This is a genomic window from Pontibacter locisalis (assembly GCF_042684605.1).
In the GTDB taxonomy this organism is placed as follows: Bacteria; Bacteroidota; Bacteroidia; order Cytophagales; family Hymenobacteraceae; genus Pontibacter; species Pontibacter locisalis.
Map to the genome: position 1 here is coordinate 151,005 of NZ_JBHULU010000020.1, position 26,391 is coordinate 177,395.

20 protein-coding genes are annotated in these 26,391 nt (G+C 44.0%); 13 read left to right on the plus strand and 7 right to left on the minus strand.

All coding sequences use genetic code 11. The features are described from left to right. Nucleotides 1–222 precede the first annotated feature (222 nt). From ACFSRY_RS13920 to ACFSRY_RS13935, 4 genes are all read right to left on the minus strand, one after another. The gene (locus tag ACFSRY_RS13920; protein WP_377508745.1) at nt 223–2,421 is read right to left on the minus strand and encodes a M3 family metallopeptidase; all 2,199 of its coding nucleotides are present in this window, start codon (nt 2,419–2,421) and stop codon (nt 223–225) included. Nucleotides 2,422–2,517: 96 nt separating this feature from the next. Then, nucleotides 2,518–4,089, minus strand: coding sequence for a glycerol-3-phosphate dehydrogenase/oxidase (locus ACFSRY_RS13925; RefSeq protein ID WP_377508748.1), 1,572 nt, complete (start codon nt 4,087–4,089; stop codon nt 2,518–2,520). 5 nt (nt 4,090–4,094) lie between these two features. Continuing rightward, nucleotides 4,095–5,012, minus strand: coding sequence for a YihY/virulence factor BrkB family protein (locus ACFSRY_RS13930; protein WP_377508751.1), 918 nt, complete (start codon nt 5,010–5,012; stop codon nt 4,095–4,097). Nucleotides 5,013–5,075: 63 nt separating this feature from the next. Then, nucleotides 5,076–5,978 carry an SDR family oxidoreductase gene (locus tag ACFSRY_RS13935; RefSeq protein ID WP_377508754.1) on the minus strand — a complete coding sequence of 301 codons (903 nt, stop codon included), beginning with the start codon at nt 5,976–5,978 and terminating at the stop codon, nt 5,076–5,078. A gap of 243 nt (nt 5,979–6,221) precedes the next feature. On the opposite strand from ACFSRY_RS13935, the gene ACFSRY_RS13940 reads away from it, so the two are divergent. The 3 genes from ACFSRY_RS13940 to chrA all read left to right on the plus strand — a co-directional run bounded on the left by ACFSRY_RS13940 (nt 6,222) and on the right by chrA (nt 8,657). Continuing rightward, nucleotides 6,222–6,680 carry a hypothetical protein gene (locus ACFSRY_RS13940; protein WP_377508757.1) on the plus strand — a complete coding sequence of 153 codons (459 nt, stop codon included), beginning with the start codon at nt 6,222–6,224 and terminating at the stop codon, nt 6,678–6,680. A gap of 239 nt (nt 6,681–6,919) precedes the next feature. Further along, nucleotides 6,920–7,174, plus strand: a complete 255-nt coding sequence (locus ACFSRY_RS13945; RefSeq protein WP_377508760.1) for a hypothetical protein — start codon at nt 6,920–6,922, stop codon at nt 7,172–7,174. 136 nt (nt 7,175–7,310) lie between these two features. Beyond that, nucleotides 7,311–8,657: a chromate efflux transporter gene (gene chrA / locus ACFSRY_RS13950; protein WP_377508763.1), complete on the plus strand. Its 1,347-nt coding sequence runs from the start codon at nt 7,311–7,313 to the stop codon at nt 8,655–8,657. Nucleotides 8,658–9,055: 398 nt separating this feature from the next. On the opposite strand, the gene ACFSRY_RS13955 is transcribed toward chrA, so the two are convergent. Beyond that, nucleotides 9,056–10,417: a hypothetical protein gene (locus ACFSRY_RS13955; RefSeq protein ID WP_377508766.1), complete on the minus strand. Its 1,362-nt coding sequence runs from the start codon at nt 10,415–10,417 to the stop codon at nt 9,056–9,058. 253 nt (nt 10,418–10,670) lie between these two features. Here ACFSRY_RS13955 and ACFSRY_RS13960 point away from each other — a divergent pair, with 253 nt between their 5' ends. The 3 genes from ACFSRY_RS13960 to ACFSRY_RS13970 all read left to right on the plus strand — a co-directional run bounded on the left by ACFSRY_RS13960 (nt 10,671) and on the right by ACFSRY_RS13970 (nt 16,581). Further along, complete coding sequence (locus ACFSRY_RS13960) at nt 10,671–10,973, plus strand: hypothetical protein (protein WP_377508769.1); 303 nt, start codon at nt 10,671–10,673, stop codon at nt 10,971–10,973. Between the two features lie 348 nt (nt 10,974–11,321). Further along, nucleotides 11,322–15,989 (plus strand): kelch repeat-containing protein, encoded by a 4,668-nt coding sequence (locus tag ACFSRY_RS13965; RefSeq protein WP_377508772.1) that lies wholly within the window; start codon nt 11,322–11,324, stop codon nt 15,987–15,989. 190 nt (nt 15,990–16,179) lie between these two features. Beyond that, entirely contained in the window at nt 16,180–16,581 is a 402-nt protein-coding gene (locus ACFSRY_RS13970) for a DUF983 domain-containing protein (protein ID WP_377508775.1), read from the plus strand. A gap of 46 nt (nt 16,582–16,627) precedes the next feature. Here the strand turns inward: ACFSRY_RS13970 and ACFSRY_RS13975 are convergent, their stop codons facing one another. After that, nucleotides 16,628–17,425 carry a LytR/AlgR family response regulator transcription factor gene (locus ACFSRY_RS13975; protein ID WP_377508778.1) on the minus strand — a complete coding sequence of 266 codons (798 nt, stop codon included), beginning with the start codon at nt 17,423–17,425 and terminating at the stop codon, nt 16,628–16,630. Beyond that, entirely contained in the window at nt 17,412–18,500 is a 1,089-nt protein-coding gene (locus tag ACFSRY_RS13980) for a sensor histidine kinase (protein ID WP_377508781.1), read from the minus strand. The genes ACFSRY_RS13975 and ACFSRY_RS13980 overlap by 14 nt, the downstream gene beginning before the upstream one ends. Before the next feature lie 763 nt (nt 18,501–19,263). Here ACFSRY_RS13980 and ACFSRY_RS13985 point away from each other — a divergent pair. From ACFSRY_RS13985 to ACFSRY_RS14015, 7 genes are all read left to right on the plus strand, one after another. Further along, entirely contained in the window at nt 19,264–19,884 is a 621-nt protein-coding gene (locus ACFSRY_RS13985) for a YceI family protein (RefSeq protein WP_377508784.1), read from the plus strand. A gap of 534 nt (nt 19,885–20,418) precedes the next feature. Further along, nucleotides 20,419–21,201, plus strand: a complete 783-nt coding sequence (locus ACFSRY_RS13990) for a YsnF/AvaK domain-containing protein (RefSeq protein WP_377508787.1) — start codon at nt 20,419–20,421, stop codon at nt 21,199–21,201. 441 nt (nt 21,202–21,642) lie between these two features. Further along, the gene (locus tag ACFSRY_RS13995) at nt 21,643–22,269 is read left to right on the plus strand and encodes a hypothetical protein (RefSeq protein WP_377508790.1); all 627 of its coding nucleotides are present in this window, start codon (nt 21,643–21,645) and stop codon (nt 22,267–22,269) included. A 12-nt stretch (nt 22,270–22,281) separates the two neighbouring features. Further along, nucleotides 22,282–22,764 (plus strand): hypothetical protein, encoded by a 483-nt coding sequence (locus ACFSRY_RS14000; protein ID WP_377508793.1) that lies wholly within the window; start codon nt 22,282–22,284, stop codon nt 22,762–22,764. 851 nt (nt 22,765–23,615) lie between these two features. Beyond that, on the plus strand, nt 23,616–24,797 hold the full coding sequence (locus ACFSRY_RS14005; RefSeq protein ID WP_377508796.1) for a hypothetical protein: 1,182 nt from the start codon (nt 23,616–23,618) through the stop codon (nt 24,795–24,797). A gap of 93 nt (nt 24,798–24,890) precedes the next feature. Continuing rightward, nucleotides 24,891–25,496: a porin family protein gene (locus tag ACFSRY_RS14010; RefSeq protein WP_377508800.1), complete on the plus strand. Its 606-nt coding sequence runs from the start codon at nt 24,891–24,893 to the stop codon at nt 25,494–25,496. Between the two features lie 76 nt (nt 25,497–25,572). Then, nucleotides 25,573–26,130, plus strand: a complete 558-nt coding sequence (locus tag ACFSRY_RS14015; RefSeq protein ID WP_377508804.1) for a hypothetical protein — start codon at nt 25,573–25,575, stop codon at nt 26,128–26,130. Nucleotides 26,131–26,391 lie beyond the last annotated feature (261 nt).

Here is a 26,391-nt window from a genome sequence, read left to right on the forward strand (position 1 = left end):
ATTAAAAGAGTGGTTTTAATTAGTTAAATGGGCGGAAAATAGCTATATAATTGGTATGCTGCTGGTTATAAGTTTGTGTTTTTTGTGTTAAAGTAACATGTTGTGCTTTGTTAAAAATACTGCTTTAAAAAATGATAGCCCGCCAGAATAAGATCTGGCGGGCTATCAAGCTATCATTCCGAAAGGTAACCTAAATCACATCCGGAGAGTTGAGGATTAATATTATTTTTTAGATTGCGGCTCAGGTACCGGGAAACCACGGTCACGCATCAGGGCATCAATCTTGGCATCACGACCTCTGAACTTTCTATATGCATCAGCTGGATCCATGGAGTTGCGTGGAGCGAACAGGTACTTCACCAGTCGTGCTGCCACCTCCGCATCATAGAAACCACCTGGTGCCTCAGCAAAGGCTTCGGCTGCATCTGAAGTCAGCACGTCCGCCCAAAGGTATCCATAGTAACCTGTGGCGTATCCTTCACCAGAAAACACGTGTCCGAAGTGAGGCGAACGGTGACGCATTACAATTTCTTTAGGCATACCCAGCTTTTGCAACGTCTCACGCTCAAACTTGTCAGGGTCCAGGTTCTCCGGATCAGCCATGTGGAAGTACATGTCCATCAGGGCAGAAGCAAGGAATTCAGTTGTAGCAAAGCCTTGGTTAAAGGTAGAAGCTTTCTTAATTTTTGCCACTAGCTCTTTAGGCATCGGCTCGCCTGTCTTATAATGCTTCAGGTAATTGTTGATCACCTTGTCCGTAGACAGCCAACGCTCCAGTAACTGCGACTGAAACTCTGTATAGTCACGCACACCGCTGTTCAGTGTTGGGTACTTTACATTAGAAGCCAGGAAGTGCAAGGCATGTCCGAATTCGTGGAAGAATGTCTCCGCGTCATCCCAGGATACCAGTACCGGTTCTCCCGGAGCAGGCTTCACAAAGTTAGAGTTGTTGGATGACAACACTGTGTTTTTACCATCGAAGGTTGTGTGGGCACGGTAAGTTGTAGCCCATGCCCCGGAACGCTTGCCCTGACGTGCAAATGGATCAAGGTACCAAAGGCCGATATGCTCACCAGTAGTCTTGTCCGTTACCTCCCATACTTTCACATCCTCATGAAACACAGGTACAGAACCTTCCGGTACCGGAGTAAACTTGAAGTTGAACAACTCACCTGCAGTGAAGAAAATCGCATCTGTCAGGTTGCCCAATTCCAGGTACTGCTTCACTTCGTCAGAGTTTAGGTCATACTTTTGCTGGCGCACCTTTTCGGCGTAGTAGCGGTAATCCCAGGGGGCAATGGTAATTTTGCTCTTGCTGGTTTTATTGGCGATCTTCTGCATGTCAGCTACCTCTTCTTTGGCTCTGGCAACGGCTGCAGGCCAAACGGCTTGCATCAGGTCCATGGCAGCTTCCGGCGTCTTGGCCATACGGTCTTGCAGGCGCCATTCTGCATAATTATCATAGCCCATCAGCTTCACGCGCTCATTGCGTAGCTTCAAGATTTTCTGGATATTCTCATTGTTGTCGTTCTCATCAGCGTTGTCAGCACGGGAGTAGTAGTTCTTCCACACCTTCTCGCGCAGTTCACGCTCATCAGAATATGTCAGGAACTGGTCCATTGAGGAACGCGTATTGGTAACAGCATATTTGCCCTCTTGCCCGCGGTCAGCTGCTGCTTTGGCCGCTGCCTTAACAAAAGACTCCGGCAGGCCTCCAAGCTGATCTTTGGTGAGGTAAACTACATACCCCTCTTCATCAGCCAGAATATTGTTTGAGAAGTCCGTGTACAACGAAGAAAGCTCTTTATTGATCTCTGCATAACGCTGTTTCTTTTCCGGGCTCAGGTCAGCGCCTTCCATGGCAAAACCTTTGTACACCAGTTGCACTACACGCTGCTGATCTTCTGGAAGCGGATTTTTCTGAGCGTTTTCGTAAACAGCTTTGATACGCTGGAACAGTTTCTCGTTTTGAGAAATTTTAGAGTTGAATTCAGAGATTTTAGGTGCTAGCTCTGCCTGTACTTCCCTGAACTCTGGCGTAGAAACATTGCTGCTCCAGATGCCATAGTATGTAAATACCCTGTTAAGCTCCTTGCCGGCTGCTTCCATTGCAGCAATGGTGTTCTCGAAAGTGGCAGGATTAGGATTGTTTGCAATAGCTTCTATCTCAGCTAAGTTCATTGCCATGGCTTTTTCCATAGCAGGCTTCAGATCAGCTAAATTCATTTTGTCAAAGGCAGGAACACCTCCGTACGGACCAGTCCATTTAGTCAGCAGCGGGTTTGTTTCTGCTTGTTTCTGTTCTACAGCAGCCTGAGTTTGCTGCGTATTCTCCTGCTTTTGTACAGTTGTACAACTGGCAAGGGCGAGTAAAGCCAGCAAGCTTGTTTTCTTGCCTGCTATTATTATTTGGTTTCCCATAGATAGTATAAGTGAGTAAAAGAATAGTCTTTTTAAGACATTATTGATGATAAATCAGGTTACAAGATACAAAAAACCGGCCAATTTTTTTGATTGTTAGTTGGCAGGGGCAAGGTATCCTTCTGCCAACTGGATAAAAGCTCTTGCTTGCTGCAGTTCCCACTCCGGGCTTCTACCTAGTTCCAGAGCAAGTATACGTGCTACTTCAGGGGCTACATTCATGGCAGCGCGCGCATCCAGGAACAACAACCGTAACCTCCTAGCCAGAACATCTTCTATGGTGCGTGCCATTTCTGAACGGACGGCCCATACTATCTCAGCCTTATAATGAGGAAAGGAAGGATGTAGTCTTTCTGCTAAACTTGGTTGCCTTTGCATTAACTGCTTAATAGCCTTTGCATCTGTACCGTAGATGGACAAGTGGCAGCCTGGTTCTGCGCCAGGAGTGTTGCCATGTATGGCGTAATGTGCGGTTTGGCAGGGCATAAGAGGCAGGTGGTGCGTTTTGATTGCTCTGTCAATGGTGTCCTCGGCCATTTTTCTAAAGATCGTCCATTTGCCACCGGTAACAGTAACTAGTCCGGCTGGGGAGACAATGATCTTATAGTTTCGGGAGATGTCTTTTGTAGACTGCTCGTTTCCCTGGTGGGCCGCAAGGGGTCTTAGTCCTGCGAAAACGGATAATACATCTTCCCGTTGTGGTTTTTGATGAAGGTATCTGCCTGCATTCCCAAGAATAAAGTCTATCTCCTGTTCCAGTGCCCGTGGTTCCAGTTCCGCTCGTTCACGTAAGGTATCTGTTGTGCCTACTAGCAAGTGCCTGTGCCAGGGTACTGCAAATAGCACGCGGCCATCATCTGTTTTAGGTACTAACAAAGCGTTTGAGCCGGGTAAAAACTTTTGGTCAAGTACAAGGTGTACGCCCTGGCTTGGCTGTACTAGTGGGTGTGCTTCGTGTTGCTCCATCCGGAGTATGTCATCCACAAAAACACCTGTAGCATTTATTACTGCTTTGGCTTTGGGCGTGTACTTGCTTCCAGTCTCCAGATCCTGAACAGCAACACCGTTGATTTTACCGGCTTCATCCTTGAGCAGGTCAGTAACGCGCATGTAATTAATAACGCAGGCGCCGTTTTCTACAGCAGTTTGTGCTAAGTTGATTGCAAGCCGGGTGTCGTCAAACTGGCTGTCATAGTAAAGAATACCTCCCTTCAATGCTTTGTGGTTAACTGTTGGTAAGGCTTTTAAGGCTTGTTTTCTGTTAATGAACTTTGATGCTCCCAGACTCCATTTTCCTGCCAGTACATCGTAAAGCTTTAGGCCTGCCAGGTAGTATAGCGCTTGCCACCAGCTATAGGCGGGTATAACAAAAGCCTGCTTCTTAACTACATGTGCCGCGTTTTGCAGTAGCAGCCCCCGCTCCTTGAGTGCTTCCAGAACTAGTTTTACTTTGCCCTGCGCCAGGTACCTGACCCCACCATGAATCAGCTTGGTACTTCTGCTGGAGGTGCCTTTGGCGAAATCCGATTGCTCCAGTAAAAGCGTTGTATAACCCCTGATAGCTGCGTCCATGGCTATGCCTAACCCAGTCGCTCCGCCACCGATTATCACTATGTCCCAGGTAATGGTTTCATCTCGCAACTGATCTGTCATCTCCGGGCGCTTCATACCTTTTAATCTAGTTTGTTCTTGTTTACTTCGCTGTACTTTTCAGCTATTTCGGATGGCTCGATTTCCCTTCCACGGTTATTTGCATAGGCTTTGGTAACCTCAGCGCCCAGCATAAAAATAATAGAGGAGTAGAACACCCATAAAAGTAGAACTACCAGTGAACCAGCTGCCGCATATATCCCAATTAGTTTAATACTAGTAAGCGCGTAGTTAATGACCTCTTTGCCGATCAGAAACAAAACGGACGTAATAACTCCTCCTGCGATGGCATCTTTCCAGCTGATTTTGGCAGCAGGTAAAACTTTATGGATGGTCGTGAAGAAGACAAGAACTACTGTTAGGAAGAAAATGGTGTTTATTGTTCTGACCGCCATGTTGAAGTTTTCCTCCATAAGGTCGACCAATCTATCACTGAAAAAGGATATCATAAAATCAAGCATCAGGCTTATGATAAGCAACAAGCCCAAGCCTGCCACCATGGCGAGCGCTCCCAACCTGTGCTTCAGCATCTTTGTAAAGCCAATGTTCTTCTTAAGCCTTACATTCCACACAGCGTTCAGTGCTTTTTGTATGATGAAGAACATGATAGAGGCGCTTTGCACAACGACCACAATCCCAATTGTAATGCTCCAGAAGCCAGAAGGAATATCAACCATATTCTCCAGTACTGTGCTCACTTGTTCTCCTGCCTCAGAGCCGATAAGTTCCGTTACTTGTCCTACAATCTTAGCCCTTGCTGCCTCTTTTGAAAAGAAGATAGAGGCTACCATTGTAACTACTATAGAAATGGCTGGCAGCGAAAAAATGGTAAAAAAAGCGATAGCAGCACTGTAAACCACCGGCTCACCCTGCTGAAAGTTCTTTTTTGAATCTTTCAGTACCTCCCATATCCTATGAAAGAACTTTTTTATGTCTGACATTTGCTCCTGATTTTGCAGAACACTGGCTTTAGCAGCTGTTTAAAATTTTGATGCTCAAAAGAGTTAAATAGTTGGCGTTCCTCCTGTAACCTGCACCGTAGAGCCTGACATATAACTGGAGTCCTGTGAAGCCAGCAACACGTAAATGGGTGCCAGTTCTGCAGGTTGGCCCGGCCGTTTCAGTGGCGTGTTCTTGCCAAAGGATTTTACTTTGTCGATAGGTAAAGTGGCTGGGATAAGTGGCGTCCAGATAGGGCCTGGCGCAACACAGTTTACCCTTATTCCTTTTTCCCCGAGCATTTGTGCCAGGTTAGCAGTAAAGTTTTGGATGGCACCCTTTGTGGCGGCATAAGCAAGCAGGATCTTTTTAGGGTGATAAGCATTTACCGAAGTAGTGTTTACAATGGTGCTCCCCGGCTTCATATGTGGTTCAGCTGCTTTGCACAAGTAAAACATGGCATAGATATTCGTGCGGAAGGTGCGGTCCCATTCCTCACTGGGAATGTCTTGTAAAGAGTCGTGGGCCATCTGAAAAGCAGCATTGTTCACCAGTATGTCTATCTGCCCGAATTCCTCTACCGCCCGCTGTACAATTTTTTTGCAGTGGTCTTCCTCGCTGATGTCACCAGGCACCAACACCGCTTTTCTGCCAGCCTCCCGCACATACTTTGCCGTCTCTTCTGCATCTTCGTCTTCATTTAAGTAAGAAATCAGCACATCGGCCCCCTCTCGTGCAATGGCTATGGCAACGGCCCGGCCTATACCAGAGTCGCCACCCGTTATGATAGCCTTTCTACCTTCCAGTTTCCCTGAACCCCGATAAGTTTCCTCGCCATGGTCTGCCTTTGGCTGCATGTCATCTTCTGTTCCTGGCACCTCCTGTTGCTCCTGGTCCGGGAAAGGTGGTTTAACATATTTGTCTTTCGGGTCCTGCATGTGCTGTTTGTTTTCGTCTTTCTTACTCATTGCTGTTAATTGTTTGAAGGTTAAAACGATTATACGGTAAAGCTTTTAAACGAGCGGACCACACTGTTAAAGAAGGTAATAGCTTTTAGAAGAGGTTTTGCAAAAATGGGGTGAACGGTAAGAACGGTGTTTCCGTAACAAAGGGTGTGCTTCCTGCCTTAGCCATAACTATAGGTGGAATTTAGCTTCTTATGGAGCTTTTTGTTATATTAACTAACTGAAAGACTATACCTGATTCCAAATATGGAAGTACGAAATATTAGAGACAAGCAATCTATACAGCAGCTTTACAATACTACTTTGCCGGCACTTGCTGAATATGTGCATCAAAACATTACGCCAGTTATCCCGCTGTTCAATGATTTCAGGCTGGAACGAATACTAGACACCTGGACCAGGGATCCTGCAACTGACCCGACTGAGGAGATAAGTGTGGAAAATGGAAATATCCAACAGGTAGGCCTTCGGCTGAGACTGGAGGGATTCCAAAGGGCAGGAGCGGAGGCCTTTGACATGACAAAGGACCTGATCTTTAAGTTAGATCACTACAGCTACACTGTGGGGCCAGACGCTAACAACAGTTGGCTGGAGAAGGATTATCTGCACCGCTGGGGCCGTTCGGAGTATGAAGAAGTAGCTGAACGATGGAGTGAAGAACTGATTGATGATATAACCCAACGGCTGGAAAAGCTAACAGAATAAAAACAAATCTTGCTTTTGAATATGGGCTTGGTTCCTTGTACAACAGGATGTAAGAAATAATACAGGAAACTTTAGAAATAATCTGGATCGTTATAAGGTTATAATAATAAAAGAACTGCTAACAAAGAGAGTTTCACCGTGTAGAGGGAGGGGGAAGTATGTTGGATTACCTGCTTAGTTTCAAGCGCTTTCGAACAGAAGATAGCCGTGTTTGTTTCATCCTTGTTTAAAAGTAGCCTATGAACTTATACCAATTTAATACCTATTCTGTAGCTGCAAGGCTGGAAATAATCTGGGAGCATGGTAGTCTTCTGGCTTATCGCTGCAGAAGAGGCTATCGTATTGCGCTCTATAACCTGGGTAGTTTCTTTGCCGAGATATGGTATAACCCGGAGAATGAATATATTGCCCTTGTGAGAGGATTTCAAAGTAATAAGGTACTGGAAACCTACGTGCCTAAAATCGATCTTAAGAGAATGCTGGAGGAAATGTAGAACATGCAAATAATCAGGAGTGGTAGAGGGTAAGCCCGGAAATTTTCTTAACATTGAATTTTAAAACTCAGGTTGATCTGCAGCCGAAGATTTAAAAAATAAACTCCACTAGTACACCTCTAGCTAAAGCTGAAAATTGAAAGCTGACACTTCTCACAATGCCCACCCCGGCAGGCCAAGCTTCAAGGAAGCTTTTCTGTTTTGGGTTAAGCTTGGCTTCATAAGCTTTGGCGGACCGGCAGGTCAGATTGGTATTATGCATGAGTTCGTGGTTGACCAGAAACGGTGGATTTCTGACTCAAAATTTTTACATGCGCTTAACTACTGCATGCTGTTGCCCGGGCCAGAGGCGCAGCAACTGGCAACTTACATTGGTTGGTTATTGCATGGGGTGAGGGGAGGCCTGGTGGCGGGTATTTTCTTTGTTTTGCCTTCCGTTTTTATACTACTGGGTTTAAGCATAATCTATGTAACCTATGGCAATGTTCCATGGGTGTCGGCGCTCTTTGATGGCCTTAAACCGGCTGTAGTTGCCATTGTTTTGCTCGCCTTGATCAAAATTGGGCAAAAATCTCTTAAAAGCGGCCTTCACTACACTGTTGCGCTACTTTCCTTTATAGCTATATTCTTCTTTAAAGTACCTTTCCCCTACATTATCCTGACTACAATCGCCCTGGCGCTCCTTATTCAATGGATGAAACCCCATTATTTCCAGAATAATAAAGCTTCAGCGGATAATGTCAGCAACGAAGATGGTTTTTATCTTAACTCCGGCAGCCAAACGGCAGAAACTTCCTTCAGCTGGCAGTTAATTGTAAGGAGATCGGTTATAGCGGTTCTACTGTGGGTTGTGCCTTTTATTCTCTTCTACCTCTCAACACAGAACTTTGCGTTCTGGAGAACCTTGTCAATGTTCTTTACAAAAGCTGCACTGGTGACCTTCGGAGGAGCATATGCTGTGCTGCCTTATGTGGCACAGGTCACCGTTGAGAAACTAGGGTGGCTTTCGAGGTTGCAAATGATAGATGGCCTTGCTCTGGGAGAAACCACTCCTGGTCCACTTGTAATGGTGCTGGCCTTTGTGGGCTTTATGGCAGGATACAATGAGTATGGCGGTTCGCTGGCTATGGGTGCCTTAGGACTGCTAACCACCACTTTCTACACTTTCCTGCCCTGTTTCCTCTTTATCCTGGTGGGGGCGCCTGTTGTGGAACGGACGCAGGAAAATGCAAGGGTGAAGGTTGTGTTGGGGATAGTCACGGCAGCTGTGGTTGGTGTTGTGCTTAACCTCACCGTTTATTTCGGGATGGCAGTTGTGTTTACAGACACCGATCCACAAAATGCCGTAAACTGGTTTAGCCTTGGCTGGATACTGGTTTCTTTTGTGGCCATGTATCGGTTTAAGGTAGGTATGATTACATGGATACTCATAAGTGCCCTGGCAGGTCTGGCGCAGCACCTGGTAGTTAGTAATATGTTCTAAATACTTGAGTAACAATTTGAGAGTCTAAAGAATGGCTTCATTTAACTTAAATCGACGGAAGATGCTGTTTTCTACAGCGTTACTCAGTGCCGCAAGCCTGGCTGACTTAAATTTGGTGTTCGCAGCTAAGCCTCAGAATGGTAAAACTCCCCCTTTGAGTACAAGTGAGATTACTGCAATAGAGTCAGCGTTGGGCAAGAAAGGGAACTGCATAAAATGAGCGTCGCACAGGTTATAAAAGAGCTTGAAGCAAACGACTTTAAACTGTACAAGTAAGTTGATGCGCTGCCGATTCAGCATTTTCTGATGTTTGAGAAAAAATAGCTTATGCCAAAAGGCCTGCTAATGTACATTAGCAGGCCTTTTGGCATAAGCTATTTTTATAGCTGTTGTTTCCTTTATTTTGAAGCAGCGTGTTGTTCTACAGTTACGGAGCTTACCACCTTACCTCCCTTGCTCACAACTTTGGCTAGAGGGTGTTCTTTTTGGGCGTCCACTTTCTGCAGCAGCTGTGAGAAAAGCTGTACCGCCTCAAGCTCAGTAAAAGTGCAGTGGCCATAGCGGTTTATAGGTACAGCCTCAAATAAAGACATTTTACCCACAGGCACTTTTTCCTGGTATAAAGTCAGGTTCCAGATTCGTGCAATAGGATCTCCGGTGGTGTGCGATTTGATCAAAGGCTTTTTGAAGATACCGCTTGTTTCGTATAACTTCTTTATAGTCTTTGTTGCTTCTTTGTCTGCTGAATACCGCTGTACTGTCTGGTTTATCAAAGCATCCAAACCAGGGTCTCCTGAACCTGAGTAAACATAGTTTTGGTTATCGAATGGCTGTCCGCCAAGCTTTTCAACAGCATCAACGATGAAAAGGTTATAAGTAAGCACCCCTACAACTGTTTCTATAATTGTATTAGGGTCAGAAATAACATAGGGCGCATCTGCTACATTTAATAGGGTAATGGTTTTAGCCGGATCCTGGCTGATGGCTGCTGTAATTTTGGGTACGTAAACTTTCTCCCAATTTAAAATCATTTCCTGCGGCACATCTACCAATGTACCTGGCAGCACACCTGGAAAGAAGAAATCGAATACTATCCTAAAGTTACCATAGTAGTTTATCTGCCTCTGAAAATCACCACATGGCCCGCATAAAGATAAGCCGCCACTCCATAGTTCCGGGTAACGTTCTATAGCCAGCGTTGTCACTAACCCACCCTCAGAAGCACCTGTCAGGTAAATTTCTTCAGGCATGCCATAGCGTTGGATAAATAGGTTGCGGAGCTCAATCATGTCCTGAATGCCAGTTTGAACTGCCAACCCATTGTCGCTGTAGCTGGTGGTGGCAAAGGCATAACCAAGGCTTGTAAAAAGTGGGGCATAAATACTTGCTTCGTCAGCAATGTGGAGTTGCTCGAAAGCAGGTGTGTAGCCTCTGGCATAAAGTATGAGTTCGCCGTTCCAATTAGCGGGTACACATATAAGTATAACCTCGCCGGAGGGCTGCATTACTTCAGTCTGGCATAGCGCCTGCGTAATGTTACCATTAAAAGTAGTAACTGTTTGCAAGGTGGCAGCGGTATTAAGGCTTTGCGAAGGCTGCGGATCTTCGTCGATGACAGGCTGGCATTGGGTTAGCAAAAACAGGATGCCTATCAGGCCTACAGTAAATTTATGCACAGAGTTTCCTTTAGAAAAAGGGATAGTTTTACCAGTTTGTAACTGACGGTAATGCAGTAGCAGGTACTCTTTGAAGGTTCTCATTGGCTTGGGTTAATATTATACATGACAGAAATTAAGGTCAGTTATGATGGTAGGGTGCAATATATTTGTTTACCTAAGGCAAGTACGGAATTATACTTACGTGTATGGGATGGTATTTAAATAATTTTGTTTTTAATTAATAGATGAAGGTGCTGATCTAAGCAGTGTATAGACCATAACAAAAGGTATAACATAGGTCTCATTAGGTAAGCGCTGGCCTGATCGATTAAACTTACAGTGCTATATTTGCCACATGAACTCCATCGATCTAAGCTCCTACTATCGCCTTTATGCCTTCTCAGACTACAGAAGTATGAAAGCTGCCCTGCCCTACATGCGGCGCGTGGTGCTGGCAAAAGGACTTACTGAAGTAGAGGAGGCAGATGTAAGAAGGTATTTGCAGCGTGTAGAGGGGAGTGGGTATAAAAACTACCTGGAACCGCTAAGTTATCTGCATGAACGGGTCTCAGCCACCAATTCACTTATCTCAGCTTTGCAGGTGCTGTACAAAAGCAGTGGCTATTCTGCCCGGTATATAGTGGTGGAGAGAAAGTAGGTGTATGCTGCAGCAAGTATAAAATTGGTAATGAGTGATAGGTGTTACCCTTGATAATCAGGCTAAAAGTATGGCGTAAAATAAATGGCCGGCTTTCAAGTAACATAGGTTAAAATATAGTAATATTGATCTTTGTATATTGAATGCTGCCGAGTGCTAATCCCGATTTTACATAATACGCTTTAAGCAAAAGTATAAAGCTGCAGTTTTCAGTGCCATATGCTGCCACAGTAACCTAAAGCCAACACTGGCCATACGGTATCCAATTGTTCTTTCAAAGGCAATCAGATATAGCGTTATCAGTTAATTATCCTGCTTACAAACTTGAAAAACAAACTGCATCTGCCGATGAAAAAACTTCTACTGCCTTTCCTTTTCCTGCTTGTTTCCTGTTGCGCGTTTGCTCAGTCTGTGTCACCTGCAGGTTTGCTGAACAAGGCCAGAATACACCATGAGTCTCAGCTGCTTTCTGATGGCAGAGTGCTGGTGTTCGGAGGAAACGATTACTGGATATCAAACCTGGTAAAGTATGTCTCTGCAGAGCTATACGATCCTCAAACTAAAACCTGGTCATTTGCAGCGTCTATGAGTCAGGAAAGGGATCATTTCTCTTCGGTGCTGCTGAACGATGGCACTGTGTTAGCCATTGGCGGAATGAACCAGACTGATGAAGAATTATCATCCTGCGAGCGCTATGACCCTGCTACCGATACCTGGCAAAGTATAAGTAGCATGGCTGCACCAAGGGCTCTCCACAAAGCCGTCAAACTAAACGATGGCAAAGTACTGGTTGCCGGAGGAAGTATAGGCAAGACATCGGAAATCTACAATCCGACAGATAATACCTGGACTAGCGCGGGAAACATGCAACGGGAGCATGGCCCAGGAATGGCTATGATCTTACTGGATGATGGCAAAGTTCTGGCAACTGGCGGACAGCTTTCACCTACCAGCCCTGAGATCTTCGACCCTGCTACACGGCAATGGACGCTGCTTTATTCTGGCACCACCCGGAGCCGCTATTACCACGACATGGTGAAACTGAAAACCGGGGATGTACTGATCGTGGGGGCACAGTCGATGAACAGCTACGATCTTAAAAGCGCGGAGATCTTTAACCCGAGAGCAAATACATTTTATAACGTAGGTAACCCGGTTACAGAAGTTGGGGCAGGCCGTATGGTTTTGCTGGATGATGGCAGGGTATTGCTTTATAGCATCGGCGATCTGTTTAACCCAACCAATTCTAAATGTATCCAGATCTACGATAACAACACAAGAGCCTGGACTACACAAACCTATGGGTTTTTAGGCGCCAACCTAGCTTCTGTTCACCTGCTGCACGACGGTAAAGTGCTGCTGGCTGGCGGCGCCTGGACAACCGGAAACGGTGCAAGTAACTCCAGCTTCGTGGTAAATCAGGATGCATTTGCGGGCTGTACGCCTCCGGATCTGATGCTTTCCGTTTCCGGCAGCAGCACGTGTAACGGGAAAGGCGCCACTGTAACAATTCCTGCAACTGAAAGCGGGGTGCAGTATGAGGCATACATAGGTGATGTACGGGTGAGCGGCACCTATGCTGGCGGAGGCTCTTTGGCTGTTTCTATCCCGGAGGACAAGCTTGCTCCCGGTAAAAATATCATAAGAATAAAAGCCTTGAAGCCAGGTTGTGCCGCCTATACACTCAAGAATAAGGCGCATGTAACTGTGCAAATGCCTGCAACTTCTAAACCTTCCATCATAGCCGGAGGGCCGGTTATTTTTTGCTCTGGCGGTAGTGTAGAACTGGCCGGGCCGGCAGGTATGGCCGGTTATGAGTGGAGCACAGGTGCAACAACACAAAGAATAACAGTAAGCACCTCCGGTTTTTACAGGCTTCGGGTTAAGGACCAGGATGGCTGCTATTCAGACTATTCAGATATAATAGAAGTAAACTCGCCTCCTAAGTCTGTACTTGCGGGCAGTTATGAGTCAGTTTGTGCAAACTTGCCACCATTTAAATTAGCAGGTTTCTCTCCTGCTGGTGGTGTATGGTCTGGTGCGGGAGTTAGTGCAGATGGTATTTTTAATCCGGCCCTGGCAGGAGCAGGCAACCACACGCTTACTTATTCTTTCTGCGGTATTTCTGCCAGTAAGGTAGTGGCCGTTACTGCGGTGCCAAAGGTAAACGACTTTACAATTACTGCAGGCCAGAACAGTTTGTGCTACGGAGAATCTACTTACATAGAAATTGCCGGTGCCATGCAGGGAGTAAAGTATGAAGTATGGCTGGGAGACAAATTGATCGTAACTACCCAGGCAAACTACTATTCGTCCTACATCAGGACAAGCTACTTCAGTATCAAGGATAGTTCTAAAATCATCGTAAAAGGTATTTACACAAATGGGTGTGGAGCCGATATGCTTACAAAAGAACTCGACCTGAGCTTTTATGTTGACCCCCGCCTCCCTGTAAAAACGGATACACCTTTCTTATGTAAGAAGAACGCAGGCATTATTTATCTTCTAAACTCGCAGCAGGGTGTACCTTACCAGCTAATGAATGGCAACGAAACAATAGGTGAACCTCAGACAGGCACAGGTGGTACTTTACAGTTTAACACAGGCCCCCTTTTTGAAACCACTACCTTCACTATTGTTGCCTCTACCTATTACTACTGCAGAACAACATTGCACCAGGCTGTAACCATAGAGGTTGCCGGGCCACTGACGCATTTTACAGTTGATAACTATAACCCCGAGGTTGGAGAGCCAATTCAGGTACTGAACTCTTCCATAAATCCGGGGGGCAGTTATAAATGGGTTCTGGAATCCGGAGCATCTGTTTTAAGTTCAACAGCACAAGACCTGCCCCCGGTAACTTTCAGTAAGGCAGGCCCTACTTACATTAAACTGATCTCGTTTGGTGTAGAAGGATGCAACGACACTGTTTCGATCAAGCTGAATGTTATTGAACCGGTTAGTGATGGGGAAAGTAATTTCTCCCTCACCTCAGCATCCAATAGCTACTTAACACCACTGGCAATCACGACAGATACAGAGGATAACAGCTACATGTTCTTTAGTGGAGATAGGCAAAGCCATAACTATGGCATGTATGGCGATAGCTTGCAGTTGTTTCCGGATGACGAGGAGTATAATAAACTGCATACATTGGTAAAATATAATGCGAAAGGAGTTATACAATGGGCAACCTTCATCAGCAAAAAAGCAGGTGGCGGAGACGGGGAGGTCGTGGTTGATCCGCACGGGAACGTGTATGTAGCTTATCATCACGAAGAGCATTTATCTGATGTCCGTGCCTACTCCACTGATGGTAAAGTTACCACCTTTTATCCGCCACATGATGCGCATGGCCATTACTCGGTTGTAATCCTAAAGTATAATAAGTATGGCATTTTACAGTGGCATCAAACATACCTGGAGCAGTATACTTCCAACAACGTGAACCTGGCATTAGATCAGGACCTGAACCTGTATGTAAGCAGCGACCTGAAACTGTACAAGTATGACCAGGATGGAAATTTGTTGTGGAACAAGGCTACAGGATACTCGGATATTGCCGTAGATTCTAAAGGAAATCTGGTAGGTGTAAAGCCTTATCTGCTTGTAGTGGATAAGTATAATGCAGCAGGCGATATGTTGTTCTCTTCTCCTGAGCCTGTTAAAGCAGGGGATAGAGATCTGCATATAACACCTTACCACTTGAGCCTCGACAGGCAGGATAACATATACATTGCAGCAGATTTCAGCGGGGAGTTTAGCTTTAAAAAAGATACTTTATCCGACATCTTCGTTTGGGGAGATTCGCACCAGGATGTGTTCATCTGTAAGTTAAATCAGGATGGTTCCCCAGACTGGCTCAAACAGATAAGTACAAGTCTCAGGTTTTCTGTGGATGGTATGGATGTGAAAGATGATAGGCTGATTTTCTCTGGTGTGGCCTATGGAGGGGAAATAAGGTTTAACAAATTGCCCAATAAAACATATGCAGACCGCTTAACTTTAAGTCACCAGACCTATATTGGAGTTACAGATACTTCTTCAACGGGAAGCATAAAGATAAAGCCCCTGGATAACGGACCTGTAGCAGTATATCTTTTAGCACAACCTGTTACCTTATCTAAGGGGTCGGGTAAGGTTCTCTTTGTTGCTTCGTTTAACGTAGATCAGTTTCTTGGGCGTGATGTTTTGATAAAACGGCTTCCTGAGCTACAGGCTGATCTGCTCTTAGTAAGAACCACCGCTGCTACTTTGTTTCCACCAATGGCTCCAGTGTCTCGATTTTATACTTCCGGAGTAAATTGCGAAAGCTCTGACATCAGGTTCTTTGATATGTCAAGTGAAGACCCGAATTCCTGGACATGGAGTTTCCCTGGCGCAAATCCTTCAACGTCTGATGAGCAGCACCCGGTAGTAAGGTACAGTGCCCCCGGCACCTACTTGGTGTCGTTGGTTGCAAGAAACGCTATAGGAGAAGGAAACACTTTTACCTATACTGTAGAGGTTGGTGCTTCTCCTCAGGTTACACATACACTGCTTGGGTCTTTGTGTGTAAGCCAGGGGCCGGTTACCCTTTCGGGTGGATCTCCGGCAGATGGTACTTATAGCGGGCCAGGTGTAACAAATGGCGTTTTTGATCCTGCGGTTACAGGAACAGGCATATTCACGGTTACTTATACTTACTCAGATAAAGGATGCGTTTCTTCTTACCAGAGCCAGATAGAAGTTACCACGTGCACAGGCGTAGCAGACGAAACAGAAATAGGGCAATTATCAGTTTATCCGAATCCAACAACTGGTAAGTTTATACTTGAAACTGATTTGCTTAAAACCCAGCCGCTTTCAATAACAGTTTATAGTACCGAAGGGCGAAGTATATTCAGAAATACTCTTCCCGCTCATACTTCAGGTAAGGCAGCAGTAGATATTTCAGGCTACCCGCGAGGCATGTACCATATACAACTGCTGACAAATGATGGAAGAATTCTCAGAAGAAATGTTATCATCAATTAAAGAGCTGCAAGTATGTGTTTGCGGCCTTTCTAAATGATGAATGCGTTATGCTTCCTCGTGACAGTTTTATTTTTCACAGATCTGTCATTACACACTTTCAAGGTCGACGGTCAGGAATAGTAAATAGTGACTTTGTCTCGTTATAAAGGCAACGGTTGTTGTATCTTTGTTCTGAGTAAAGCCTGAATGTATGAGCCAGAAAAATTCGTTATTATACAGCATAGCCACAGCTAAATGCCCCAGGTGCAGAGAAGGAGATATGTTTCCAAAAGGTACCCTTTATTCGACTAAGTTTGCTGATATGCATGATAGCTGCCCGTGCTGCGGACAACCCTTTGAGCCTGAACCTGGCTTCTATTACGGTGCCATGTATGTGAGCTTCGCCTTTAACGTAGGAATTTTCCTGATAGCACTATTTATTCTCCACCAGTTTGTGGAGGAAATTACCATGGCTATGATGATAGGTGTTGTGGTGGTTTTGGTTGTAGGCCTGCTGCCTGTTATTTTCAGGCTTTCGAGGGTGCTATGGATTAATATCTTTGTCAGGTACGAAGGACCTTGTAGTCAGATAGCGAAGAAACCGAATAAGTAATAACACTAATAGCTTGGGACTCATTTGTAGATGACGTTATAACGTGCTATCCTAATCCAAACCGCTCCAGAAGCGCTTGCTTGTGGTTCTTGCTTACCTTAAGCTCCATGTTGTTCTGGAGTTTCATAATCAGACCGCCGTTGAAGTGGTTTTCCAGTTCGGTTACCTTTTGCAGGTTTACCAGCGACGATTTATGAATTCTGCAAAACTGTTTTTCGGCCAGCAACTGCTCCAGATTTTTGATGCTGTCACGGATCAGGATGCGCTGTGATTTATAGTGGATATTTACATAATAGTCTTCCGCCTCAAAGTACCAGATATCATTCAGGTCGAGGAGGAGAATTTTGCCGTTAGCTTTTATACTTAGCTTGTTCAGTGCATTGATGGAGGTAACCGGACTTACTAGTTTCTCTTCTTTCTGCGTTGCCTGTTCCTGCAGCAGCTGCCGGATCTTTTCGCTTAAGTCTCCCTGGTTTTTTTGTTCTACTACACTTTTGCATTTGGCAAGGCAGGTGCGGAAGCGATCATTGGTGAATGGCTTTAGAAGGTAGTCTATAGCGTGGTGCTCAAAAGCTGCAATGGCATATTGGTCGTAAGCGGTGACAAAAGCTACGGCAGGAGGAGTAGCAGAAAGAGACCGAAGCAATTCAAAGCCGTTCACCTCGGGCATCTGGATATCCAGGAAAAGTATATCGGGTGTTGTATGCTGCATCAGGTCTATCGCCTCTAAAGCATTTGCGCAAACACCTATCACCTCTACCTCTGCATCTGCTTTTAATAGCGCAGCCAAACCTTCTCGAGCGGCCGGCTCATCGTCAACAACTATGGTTTTATACTTGCTCATAGGCTATTTTTATACTTGCTACAACTAAACCGTTTTGCTGCTCCAGGGTAAAATGAGCTTTATCGCCGTAATGCAGCTTTAGGCGCTCCCTTACATTATGTACGCCTATGCTGCTTCCGTTTTCATTAAGAGGCTTAAGCTTTCCGGTGTTTTTTATGCTGATGCAAAGTTCTTCGCCCTCTTCTTTACTTTCAATCTTTAACAGGGGAGCAGCATCCAGAGAATTCATCAGGCCGTGCTTAAAGGCATTTTCTATTAGGGGCTGCAGAATCATGCTGGGAACCAGCTTTTTTTCTGAATCTGGGTCTACTTCGAACGTTACCTTCAGTCTGTCTTTAAACCGCACCATCTCAATGTCGAGGTAATGGCGGCAGTACTCCAACTCAGCCTGCAAAGGTATCAGCTGGGTTTCTTTCTTGTAAAGCGAGACACGCAGCAGCTCAGCAAGCTTAGCCAGCATGTCGGTGGCCTCTTCGTTCTTGTTAGCCCGCACAAGCATGGAAATGGTATTAAAGGTATTGAAAATGAAGTGCGGGTTAAGCTGCATGCGTAGCATCTGAAGCTGTGTTTGCACTAGCTGCGCCTGTAATTCAGCGTTTAGTTTAGCCTGCCTTTCTTTTTCCTGTAAGCCGCTCCAGCCAAACCACACTATAAAAATTACGACTGCTGTAAGCCAACTTATAAAGAAGGAGCTAACTATGTTAATCTCTACTCCGGCAACATACTTTTTCACATCAAAGGTGGTGGCAAACGGAATTACATAGGCTACAATAAAGTATAAGAGCACGGTAGCCAATGAATGCACAAGCCCGACTGCTGCAGTAAGTAAAATTGCTCTAACCAGGCCTTTTTCATAGTACACCTTTTGCAGTGCCTTTAGGTAGGGTATCGTAAGGGCACCCCAAACCAAATGAAGCGTAATAAGATAGCTGCTGTGTTTGTACCATATTACCGGTTGCGCCTCATCAGGATTGAGCAATGCCCTGTACAATGAAAAAAGCACACCTACCGTCAACCAGAAAAGAAGACTGGTCATCCACTTATGCTTTAACAATAGGTTGCTTCTGATGCTCATTTCGCTCCTGTACAAGGTCATTGGGTGTGGTAAGTTATAGGTAAAATCTGTTAGTTGGAATAGGGTAGCCGTTCTGTTTTCAGGTTGCTTTTCCAGTTAATGTCTTCAGGAAGATGGCCCTTCCCCGTCTATTCATAAAAATTCTGAACTCGGGTTAAAAGAAGACCAGAGTCTAACTTTGCTTCTTTAACCGGACTTTTGAAACCGCGTGCTCTTTTACAGGGTTGAGGCGCCAAACCAGGTAGCTTACAAGGATAAAGAAAAAGCTTTTTCATAGTTTTATTTTGCTTTAGGAATGATTGTGTTCGGCTGTATTAAAACCTTAGCAAAGGTGGCTTGCCTGCAGCGGGAAGGCAATGGAAATGATGTGAGTAGCCAGATAATTGCTATGCCTGTGCGGAATGATGCAGTGTAGGAGAGTGGTATAGGCTAGCAGTTAGTCAGTATTCTGGTAATACGGTGCTTTATAGAAGCTAAAGCTTGTGGCGCTGAGGCAATCCATCTTTTAGGCAAAGGGACTGATCCTCTTTACTGAGGTGATAGCCTTATCAGATTCTGTTAATTCGCTGCATATCTCTGTACTTACACATCATCTTCCGGACACAACACTGCATTTTCATTGTGGTCGCGGGGCTTACGCTGCAACTTTGCATCAGCTACTCAGCCAAAAAACTAAAAACAGATTGGCTAAGCAGCTTTGAGTTTTTCACTGCAATCAGGCAGGTTATTTAAAATCATCTATAAAACCATAAAAATTAAAACCATGAAAAAAACAATCACATCAATCTTCGCTCTTGCTGCTGTTTTATTTTTCACCAGTTGTGAAGACGAAACCCAAATAGTTAGAAGCAACTATGCTTTAGATGAAGAAAACTCTGTTGCGGTATGGAAGGGGTACAGCCCGGTTCTTTTTCACGACGGTTCCTTCTCTGTTACCAGTCAGGATATAAAAGTGGAAAACGGCATAGTAACAGGTGGCACATTTACAATTCCGATTGCTTCCATTAAAAATTTCGATTTACCAGCCGATATAAAGCCAGTTTTACTGAATCACCTGAAAAGTCCTGATTTCTTTAACATGGCACTTTACCCGAATGCTACTTTTAACATTACAGAGGTAAAACCGCTTGCATCACCAACTGCGGGAGCGGTAGAAGGAGCAAATTTTGCAGTGAAAGGCGATTTTACGATGCTGGGCCAGACACAGTCGCTTTCATTTCCGGCAAAAATTGTGCTTGCAGGAGGCAAAGCAGACATAGAGGCTGCCTTTAAACTGGACAGGACCAAATGGGGGATGAACTATGCAGCTGATCCCGCACTTGGTGATCACCATGTACTGCCAGAGGTTGATATTCGCCTTGATCTGACAGGGTATCAGCTATAAGTTGATATTCATAACGTTTCTAACAAAGAAGCCTTTCGAGTTTTCGCTTGCAAGGCTTCTTTTTTTGCTGTAGCTCTTAAAAGTACTGCCTATGAACTTCAATAGTGGCTAACTACTCTTGAACCAGCCTATTTAAAGATGAGGTTATAATTGCAGCTGCAGTAACATGTATCAGCAACACTGCAGTATGAATAGGTTCGTTGGTGAAGGTAGGTTAAAGTGAAGCTTTGTTACTTTTTGTTCCACCATCTACTTCGTTTAGTTTCTATGATTTCTGTGATATAATAATTTTTATTTCATAGAGTCTTTTGAATTGTATTTTACTTAGCTGTGTGTTTCTGTTTGTTCTAGCTGATTTATACCTGTGGCAAATGTAAAATATATATATTCAGCTAATTAGGTGCTTGTTGTGTTTTTGAACTATACCTGAATACAGACGTAAAGGTTTGTAAAATATAACGAGGTTAATTTGGTGGGCGGGCTAGGACTACTCGCCTTTCTGCCAGGAACAAATTTAATTTAAAGAATAAAGTTATGTCACATACAGTAGTAGGAGTCTTTGAGACTTCCAATGAGGCGCAAACAGCCTTACAGCAACTAGTAAACAGCGGCTTTGAAAGGGACAATATTGATATTGCTCCACAGGCCGCTTCCAAAGCTACAGATCATGATAAAGATAATGACAGCATCGGTAGTTTCTTCCGTAACCTGTTCGGCAGCGATGATCGCTCTAAACACTATTCAGATTATGCACGCACAGGTGCTATCGTAACGGTACATGCCAAGTCAGCGCAGGAGGCAGACAGGGCAGCCGGTATCCTGGACCGTAACGGTGCTGTAGATCTTGATGAGCGTACTTCCGGACCTGTAACTGGCAAAGAAACAACCGGGAGAGACACTGCTTCAACGGGTACTACTATACCGGTAATAGAAGAGGAAATGCAAGTGGGCAAGCGAAGCATGGAAACAGGAGGAGTACGTGTGCGTAGCCGCATTATTGAGCGTCCGGTGGAGGAGCATCTTCGACTGCGAGAGGAGCATGTCCGTGTAGAACGCAGACCTGTTGACCGTCCTGCAACAGACAGGGATATAAATTCCTTTAAAGAAGGTGACATCGAAATGAAAGAACATGCTGAAGTGCCTATAGTTAATAAAGAAGCCCGTGTGGTAGAAGAGGTAAATGTAAGCAAGGGTGTGGAGGAGCACGAAGAAAATATCCGCGACACAGTGCGTAAAACCGATGTTGAAGTTGATAAGTTTACGGAAGAGGAGTTGAAGCGCCGCCGTGAAGGTGGTGACCGCCCAAACAACGTGTAGTATACAACTGCCAATCATAAAACAGGAAGAGCGGGGATTTCTCCGCTCTTCCTGTTTTATTATATCTCTTAATGGTGCACTGTTGCCTGAAGAGTAGACGTCTGCTTTAATTCAGAGCCATTGTTGGTGTTCTCAAAAATGATGGTGAAAAATACCCATTTGTGAGTATTGTAAAGGAAAAGCAGTGGGAGCTACATTTGTTCTTTATTAGCAGTCTTTCACTCTAACTCAACGCTTATTCTAAAAATCTACTAACTCCTTTTTCCCTGTTCTTTATCTCAGAACAGCTCAAGGGCGATTATCTGTATGCCCGGACTTTACAGACCACACCTACATTAATATCCCCCTACACCTGCAGTTCTTACTGCATGGCAGCGCTTTTTCAAATGAGCAGGCGCAGAAGCTATGAGCAAGTTCGTAATTCACCTCTAAAACTTTAAAATGAAAAAATTTTACCTATTGTTTTTCGCACTCCTGACTGCTTTCTCCCTGCAGGCGCAGCACCCGGGATCTTTGGCACAGACCGCGACAGAGGGTTTAGGCCGCACGTTTGTCGGGTTAACCTACTCCCGCCACGTGACATTCTCTGAAGAAACCTATGATTTTGACACGTTTCCAATCTTTGGTTTTAACGTGCTGCTGGAGAAATACTTTGAGCCAAGGCAGGGCGATGTTAAAGCACCTTCCAAAGGGTATGGTCTGGCTTCGACCAACTATTTTGGGTACTCCGAAAACCTTGGCAGCAATGAAGTCTATAATGGATCACGGCACTATGTTACCGGATACTTGTTTAAAGAGATTTCCGTGAAGAACATTGTAACACTGGGTGGTCTGGCAGGTGGTGGCCTCTGTTACACCCGGGGTAAAGCCGACGAGGGCAACCAGGTAAACCCGGGAGAGTCCGCTGGTGTGTTTGGTGGTGGCGCTCATGTGGGCCTGTTCGCGCAGCGAGCCCTTACTATAGGCGCATCGGGCAAGCCGTCTTCTCTGGTACGCCTCGGCTACGACATCTTTATCATGTCTAACGCAAACGGTACGTTGGGTGCAAACTTATCTATCAGCTTTTAATTTATTCTGAAAATGAAGAACAGATCAATTTTATACCTACTTATAGCTCTTTTTTCTTTTACTTTTTCTGGCTGTATAAGCGATGCAGAAGAAGATTTTATGCTGATTGCCGAAAAAATAAAGAATGGAGACAAAGACTCGGGCAGCAGCGGCTCTTGCCCGGTAGGAAAATGGGGAACTGCTACATGTAATGGTAGTAAGTCACTTATTTACTATTTTGGTAGCAATGGGGAAGGATATTCAGAAAACCCTGATTGTAACGGGATATGTACGCCATTAAAATTTCACTTTAAGTATACTGTAAATGGTAACAAGATTACCTATAATTTTACCAAAACTGATGATGTCATATGTAGTGGTGCTAATCAAGGAAGACCAAGTGTGCCAAGTGGTACTTACACTATTACATATACTTGTAGTAATAATGGGAGTGAACTGATTACCCAAACATCAACGAATGGAGTGATTAGGACAACTACCTTTACCAGAAGGTAACTCATCACAATTAAAAGCTATAGCCTAGTACATAATGGTAATTTTGCCAGTGTGCCCATCATGTGCCGCTGTAACAGTATAAAAAGAAAGAAGGGAAGTGACTTTTATGTTGTTTCCCTTCTTTCTTTTAAAGAAGATATGTACTTAGGGGGAAAAACGGGTGTTATCAAATCAAGGGGAGAACTCGGTTTTATATTTAATGAGTTTTATAGCAGAAAATTGTGTAGACAAAGAGTGGGCTATAAATGGATTGTATTTTAAATAAACCTTCGTTTAGTTTACTTCCTCCCCAGCACTGTTTCCAAGTCGATTCTACAAAAGGTAGTTTTTATAACTTTCCTGTCATATAGTTGCTGCTGACGATCTTCCAAGTTGTGCAGTAAGCACAGCAGGGAGTGTTTTAATATGCCTTATAGCCGTGTATACCTGAGTATAAACGCTTATAAGCGGATAAAACGGATAAATACGCATAGCAGGAAAAGGGGAGAATTTGCACTGTGGTGGTATTTCAGGTATGTCTATACAGTTGGATCTGCGCATGAACTGCCCGAGTTATGGCTAATATGGCGATACTGATGGTGCAACTGAACGATTTTGCCTTTGGTTAGAGCATTTATTGGTGATCAAGCTATATAACTGATCTCAAAACTGGCACTTTAGTTAAAAGTTCTTATATTGTATAGGGTAAATATAATAGAGGAAGTCCATGGATTTGCCCTGAAAACACCAAAATCTGCATAGAAAATGGACATTACCACTTACAGATATAGTGCAGATAACCGTAACTGACTTCCGTATAGCCAATAGTTGAGTGCCATTCAAAGTACATAATAAAACTTCCACTAAGGAACATGAAAACAAAAACAGCCAGAGTCACCCTTCCTATACTTTTTGCAATCATATCATCCTTTTCTGCCTTTTGCCAAATAAAACCATCAATCACAGCTCGTGTTGATACCACTAATCAAGAAGTAAAGAAGGTGTACAAGCTTATCGGTAACTATATCAACTCTAGACCAGACAGCCTCTACCAAAACCCTTACTGGAATCAAAAAGAAATAGAGTATTACCTAGATCAGAAGAACGAAAAGTTTGACTTAGCAGCCCACTTCCTGTTCGGCAACATGAGCGCCAAGCAACTGTTCAGCACTTTCAACCCAATTATTCTTAGCATTGAGCCAGTAGGCGAAAAGTATGTGACCAGAATCCTTTTAGCAGCCGATACGGTTCAAAAGTGGATGGTTGACTATAAAATGAACCCGCCTTTTATTCTCAGATACTTTGCAGCAAAGAATAAAACAGGAAACTGGAAACTCGAGAATACGTGGTCTAACGAACTAACAAAGTGGAGAGATTATAAAACCAAATGGGTAACGTTTCATTACCCCCCAACATTCGACTTCTCTGTAGTCAACGCGGACAAGGCAAGCGAATTCATTGAATCTGTTGTCTCTAAAATGGAGTTGGAAGATGCCAAACCATTTGATTTTTATGTAATGTCCTCAGAAGAAGAACTTGGACGACTTCATAACATGGATTACTGGCTCTCTTATAGTACTGGCTTCACGCAGAAGATGTATAATAGGGCTTTGTCAGCGAAGGGACGAGAAGCACATCTGCACGAGTTTGTACACATGGTTTACCACCCTGTTCAAAACTACTTTCTGGCCGAAGGCATTGCCACCTATCTTGGGGGAGTTGACGGCTACACTCCTTACCAACAGACCCTGAAAGAAGTATCGAAAGATTTGCATGATAACCACCCGAAAGTTACTTTCAAGGACCTTTACTCGAACAGTTTCAGGTATGCCACCAACCAAAACCCGCGCTATGTTGCGGGTGCTGTGGTGTATCAGCTAGTGTATGACAAGAAAGGGTTAAAAGGCGTTAGGAGACTTGAAGAAAGCGAAAACACCTACGAGTCCTTCATCAAAACATTCGCGGGCGTAATGAAGATAAAAGAGAGAGAAGTAGAAGAGTTTCTGATAAATCACATCAGGAAGTATTATTCAGCAGAAGATGCTGAATCTTAACATAAGGCATTTAGGAAGAAACAAGAACAACACTCAACACCAGCTATGTTGCATAAACGCACCATAGCCCAAACGTTAGCAACAATAACAAATATGAAAAAGATAAAAAGAACTTTTGCGTTGGTAAGCTTCATAGTACTTTCTCATCAAGCTTTTGCTCAAACAAGCTATGGAATCAAGGGTGGGGTAAATTGGGTAAGGCTTAATGTGAACTCAGAAGACTCATTTTATGAAAAATGGGGTTATAACTACAAACCTGCCTTTCACTTTGGAATTTACGGCAAGCACAACCTAAGCGAAAGATTCTCTGTCAATCCAGAACTCCTGTTCTCAAACAAGGGCTATAGCTATGACAAAACTTCTGAAGGTCCCAATGCTTACAGCCATTTAAACTATTTGAATTTGCCAGTCATGGCAGGTATAAAATTGTTCAATAGCATGGATTTGGTTCTCGGACCTGAGTTTGGATACCTACTCAACGCAGGAGCGCAGTACAATAAGGAACAGTACAATAAATTTGACGTTGGGTATGCCTTGGGCACAAATTTTTATGCTGGCGAAAAAATCTATCTTAGTTTTAGATATAGCTACGGCTTAACCTCAGTAATCAATACTGACAAATCCCAGCTGCCAATTAATGGGAAAGTAGATTTCCAGAACCAATCCTATCAGTTTTCAATCGGTTACAGATTAAAATAAAAGTTGCTAACCCAAACTATAGTGCATAAACGCACCATAGCAAAACCGTTGTGCGGCAGCTAAAAAGACAGACGACATGAAAAATTTGCTAATACCAATTCTGACCAGTTTGACCCTTTCGGTTTTCGGACAGAATAAATATGACTACGTTCATTTCAATAAATTGACAGAAGTTAAAGGAACAGACTATGTAATTGCCTCTATTGACAACAGAAGTAAAATGGCGGAGTCCAAAAGCAAATACCTACTGTTTATTGACACAAAAAATGGCTCAACTACACAAGTCGATTTTCCAGGAGATGGATATTTGGGACAAATCGAGCAGGTAAAAATTGAAAACCTTGAAATCAACCAAATTATTGTTGCGGCTAAATCGGTTGACTTGGACGGAAAAAGTGGAATTGATTGGTCAGACCCACAACAGATTTTTATTATCTCGGTAGACGGCAAGACCAAAAAGCAATTGACTGAAGACAAATTTTTCACGAGAACATGGACTGTTAACTACCAAACAGGAATGATTATAATTACAGGACATTACGACTCAAATGAAAATGGAAAATATGACAAGACAGACAAGAACGAAATCTTAATCTTTGACTTGAAAACACTTGAACTGAATAAGAAAATTTAAAAAAAAGCCGACCGCACAACAACGCATATAGCTTATGGCGAGTGAACGGATGCCAGCAAGGTTTTCGCTCCGTATCAAGCTTTGGTTTCGGTGGACAGGAAAGTGCTTCGAAACCGCCACAAGCCATATGCAAACCGTTAGGTGCAAACAGTAATAATGAAGAAGGAAAGAATAAAAACATTAGCTGCAACAAGTCTTTCAGGACTATTAGGAGGTTTTCTATACTTTTTGATACCTTCTATACCTGTTCTATTCTTTTCT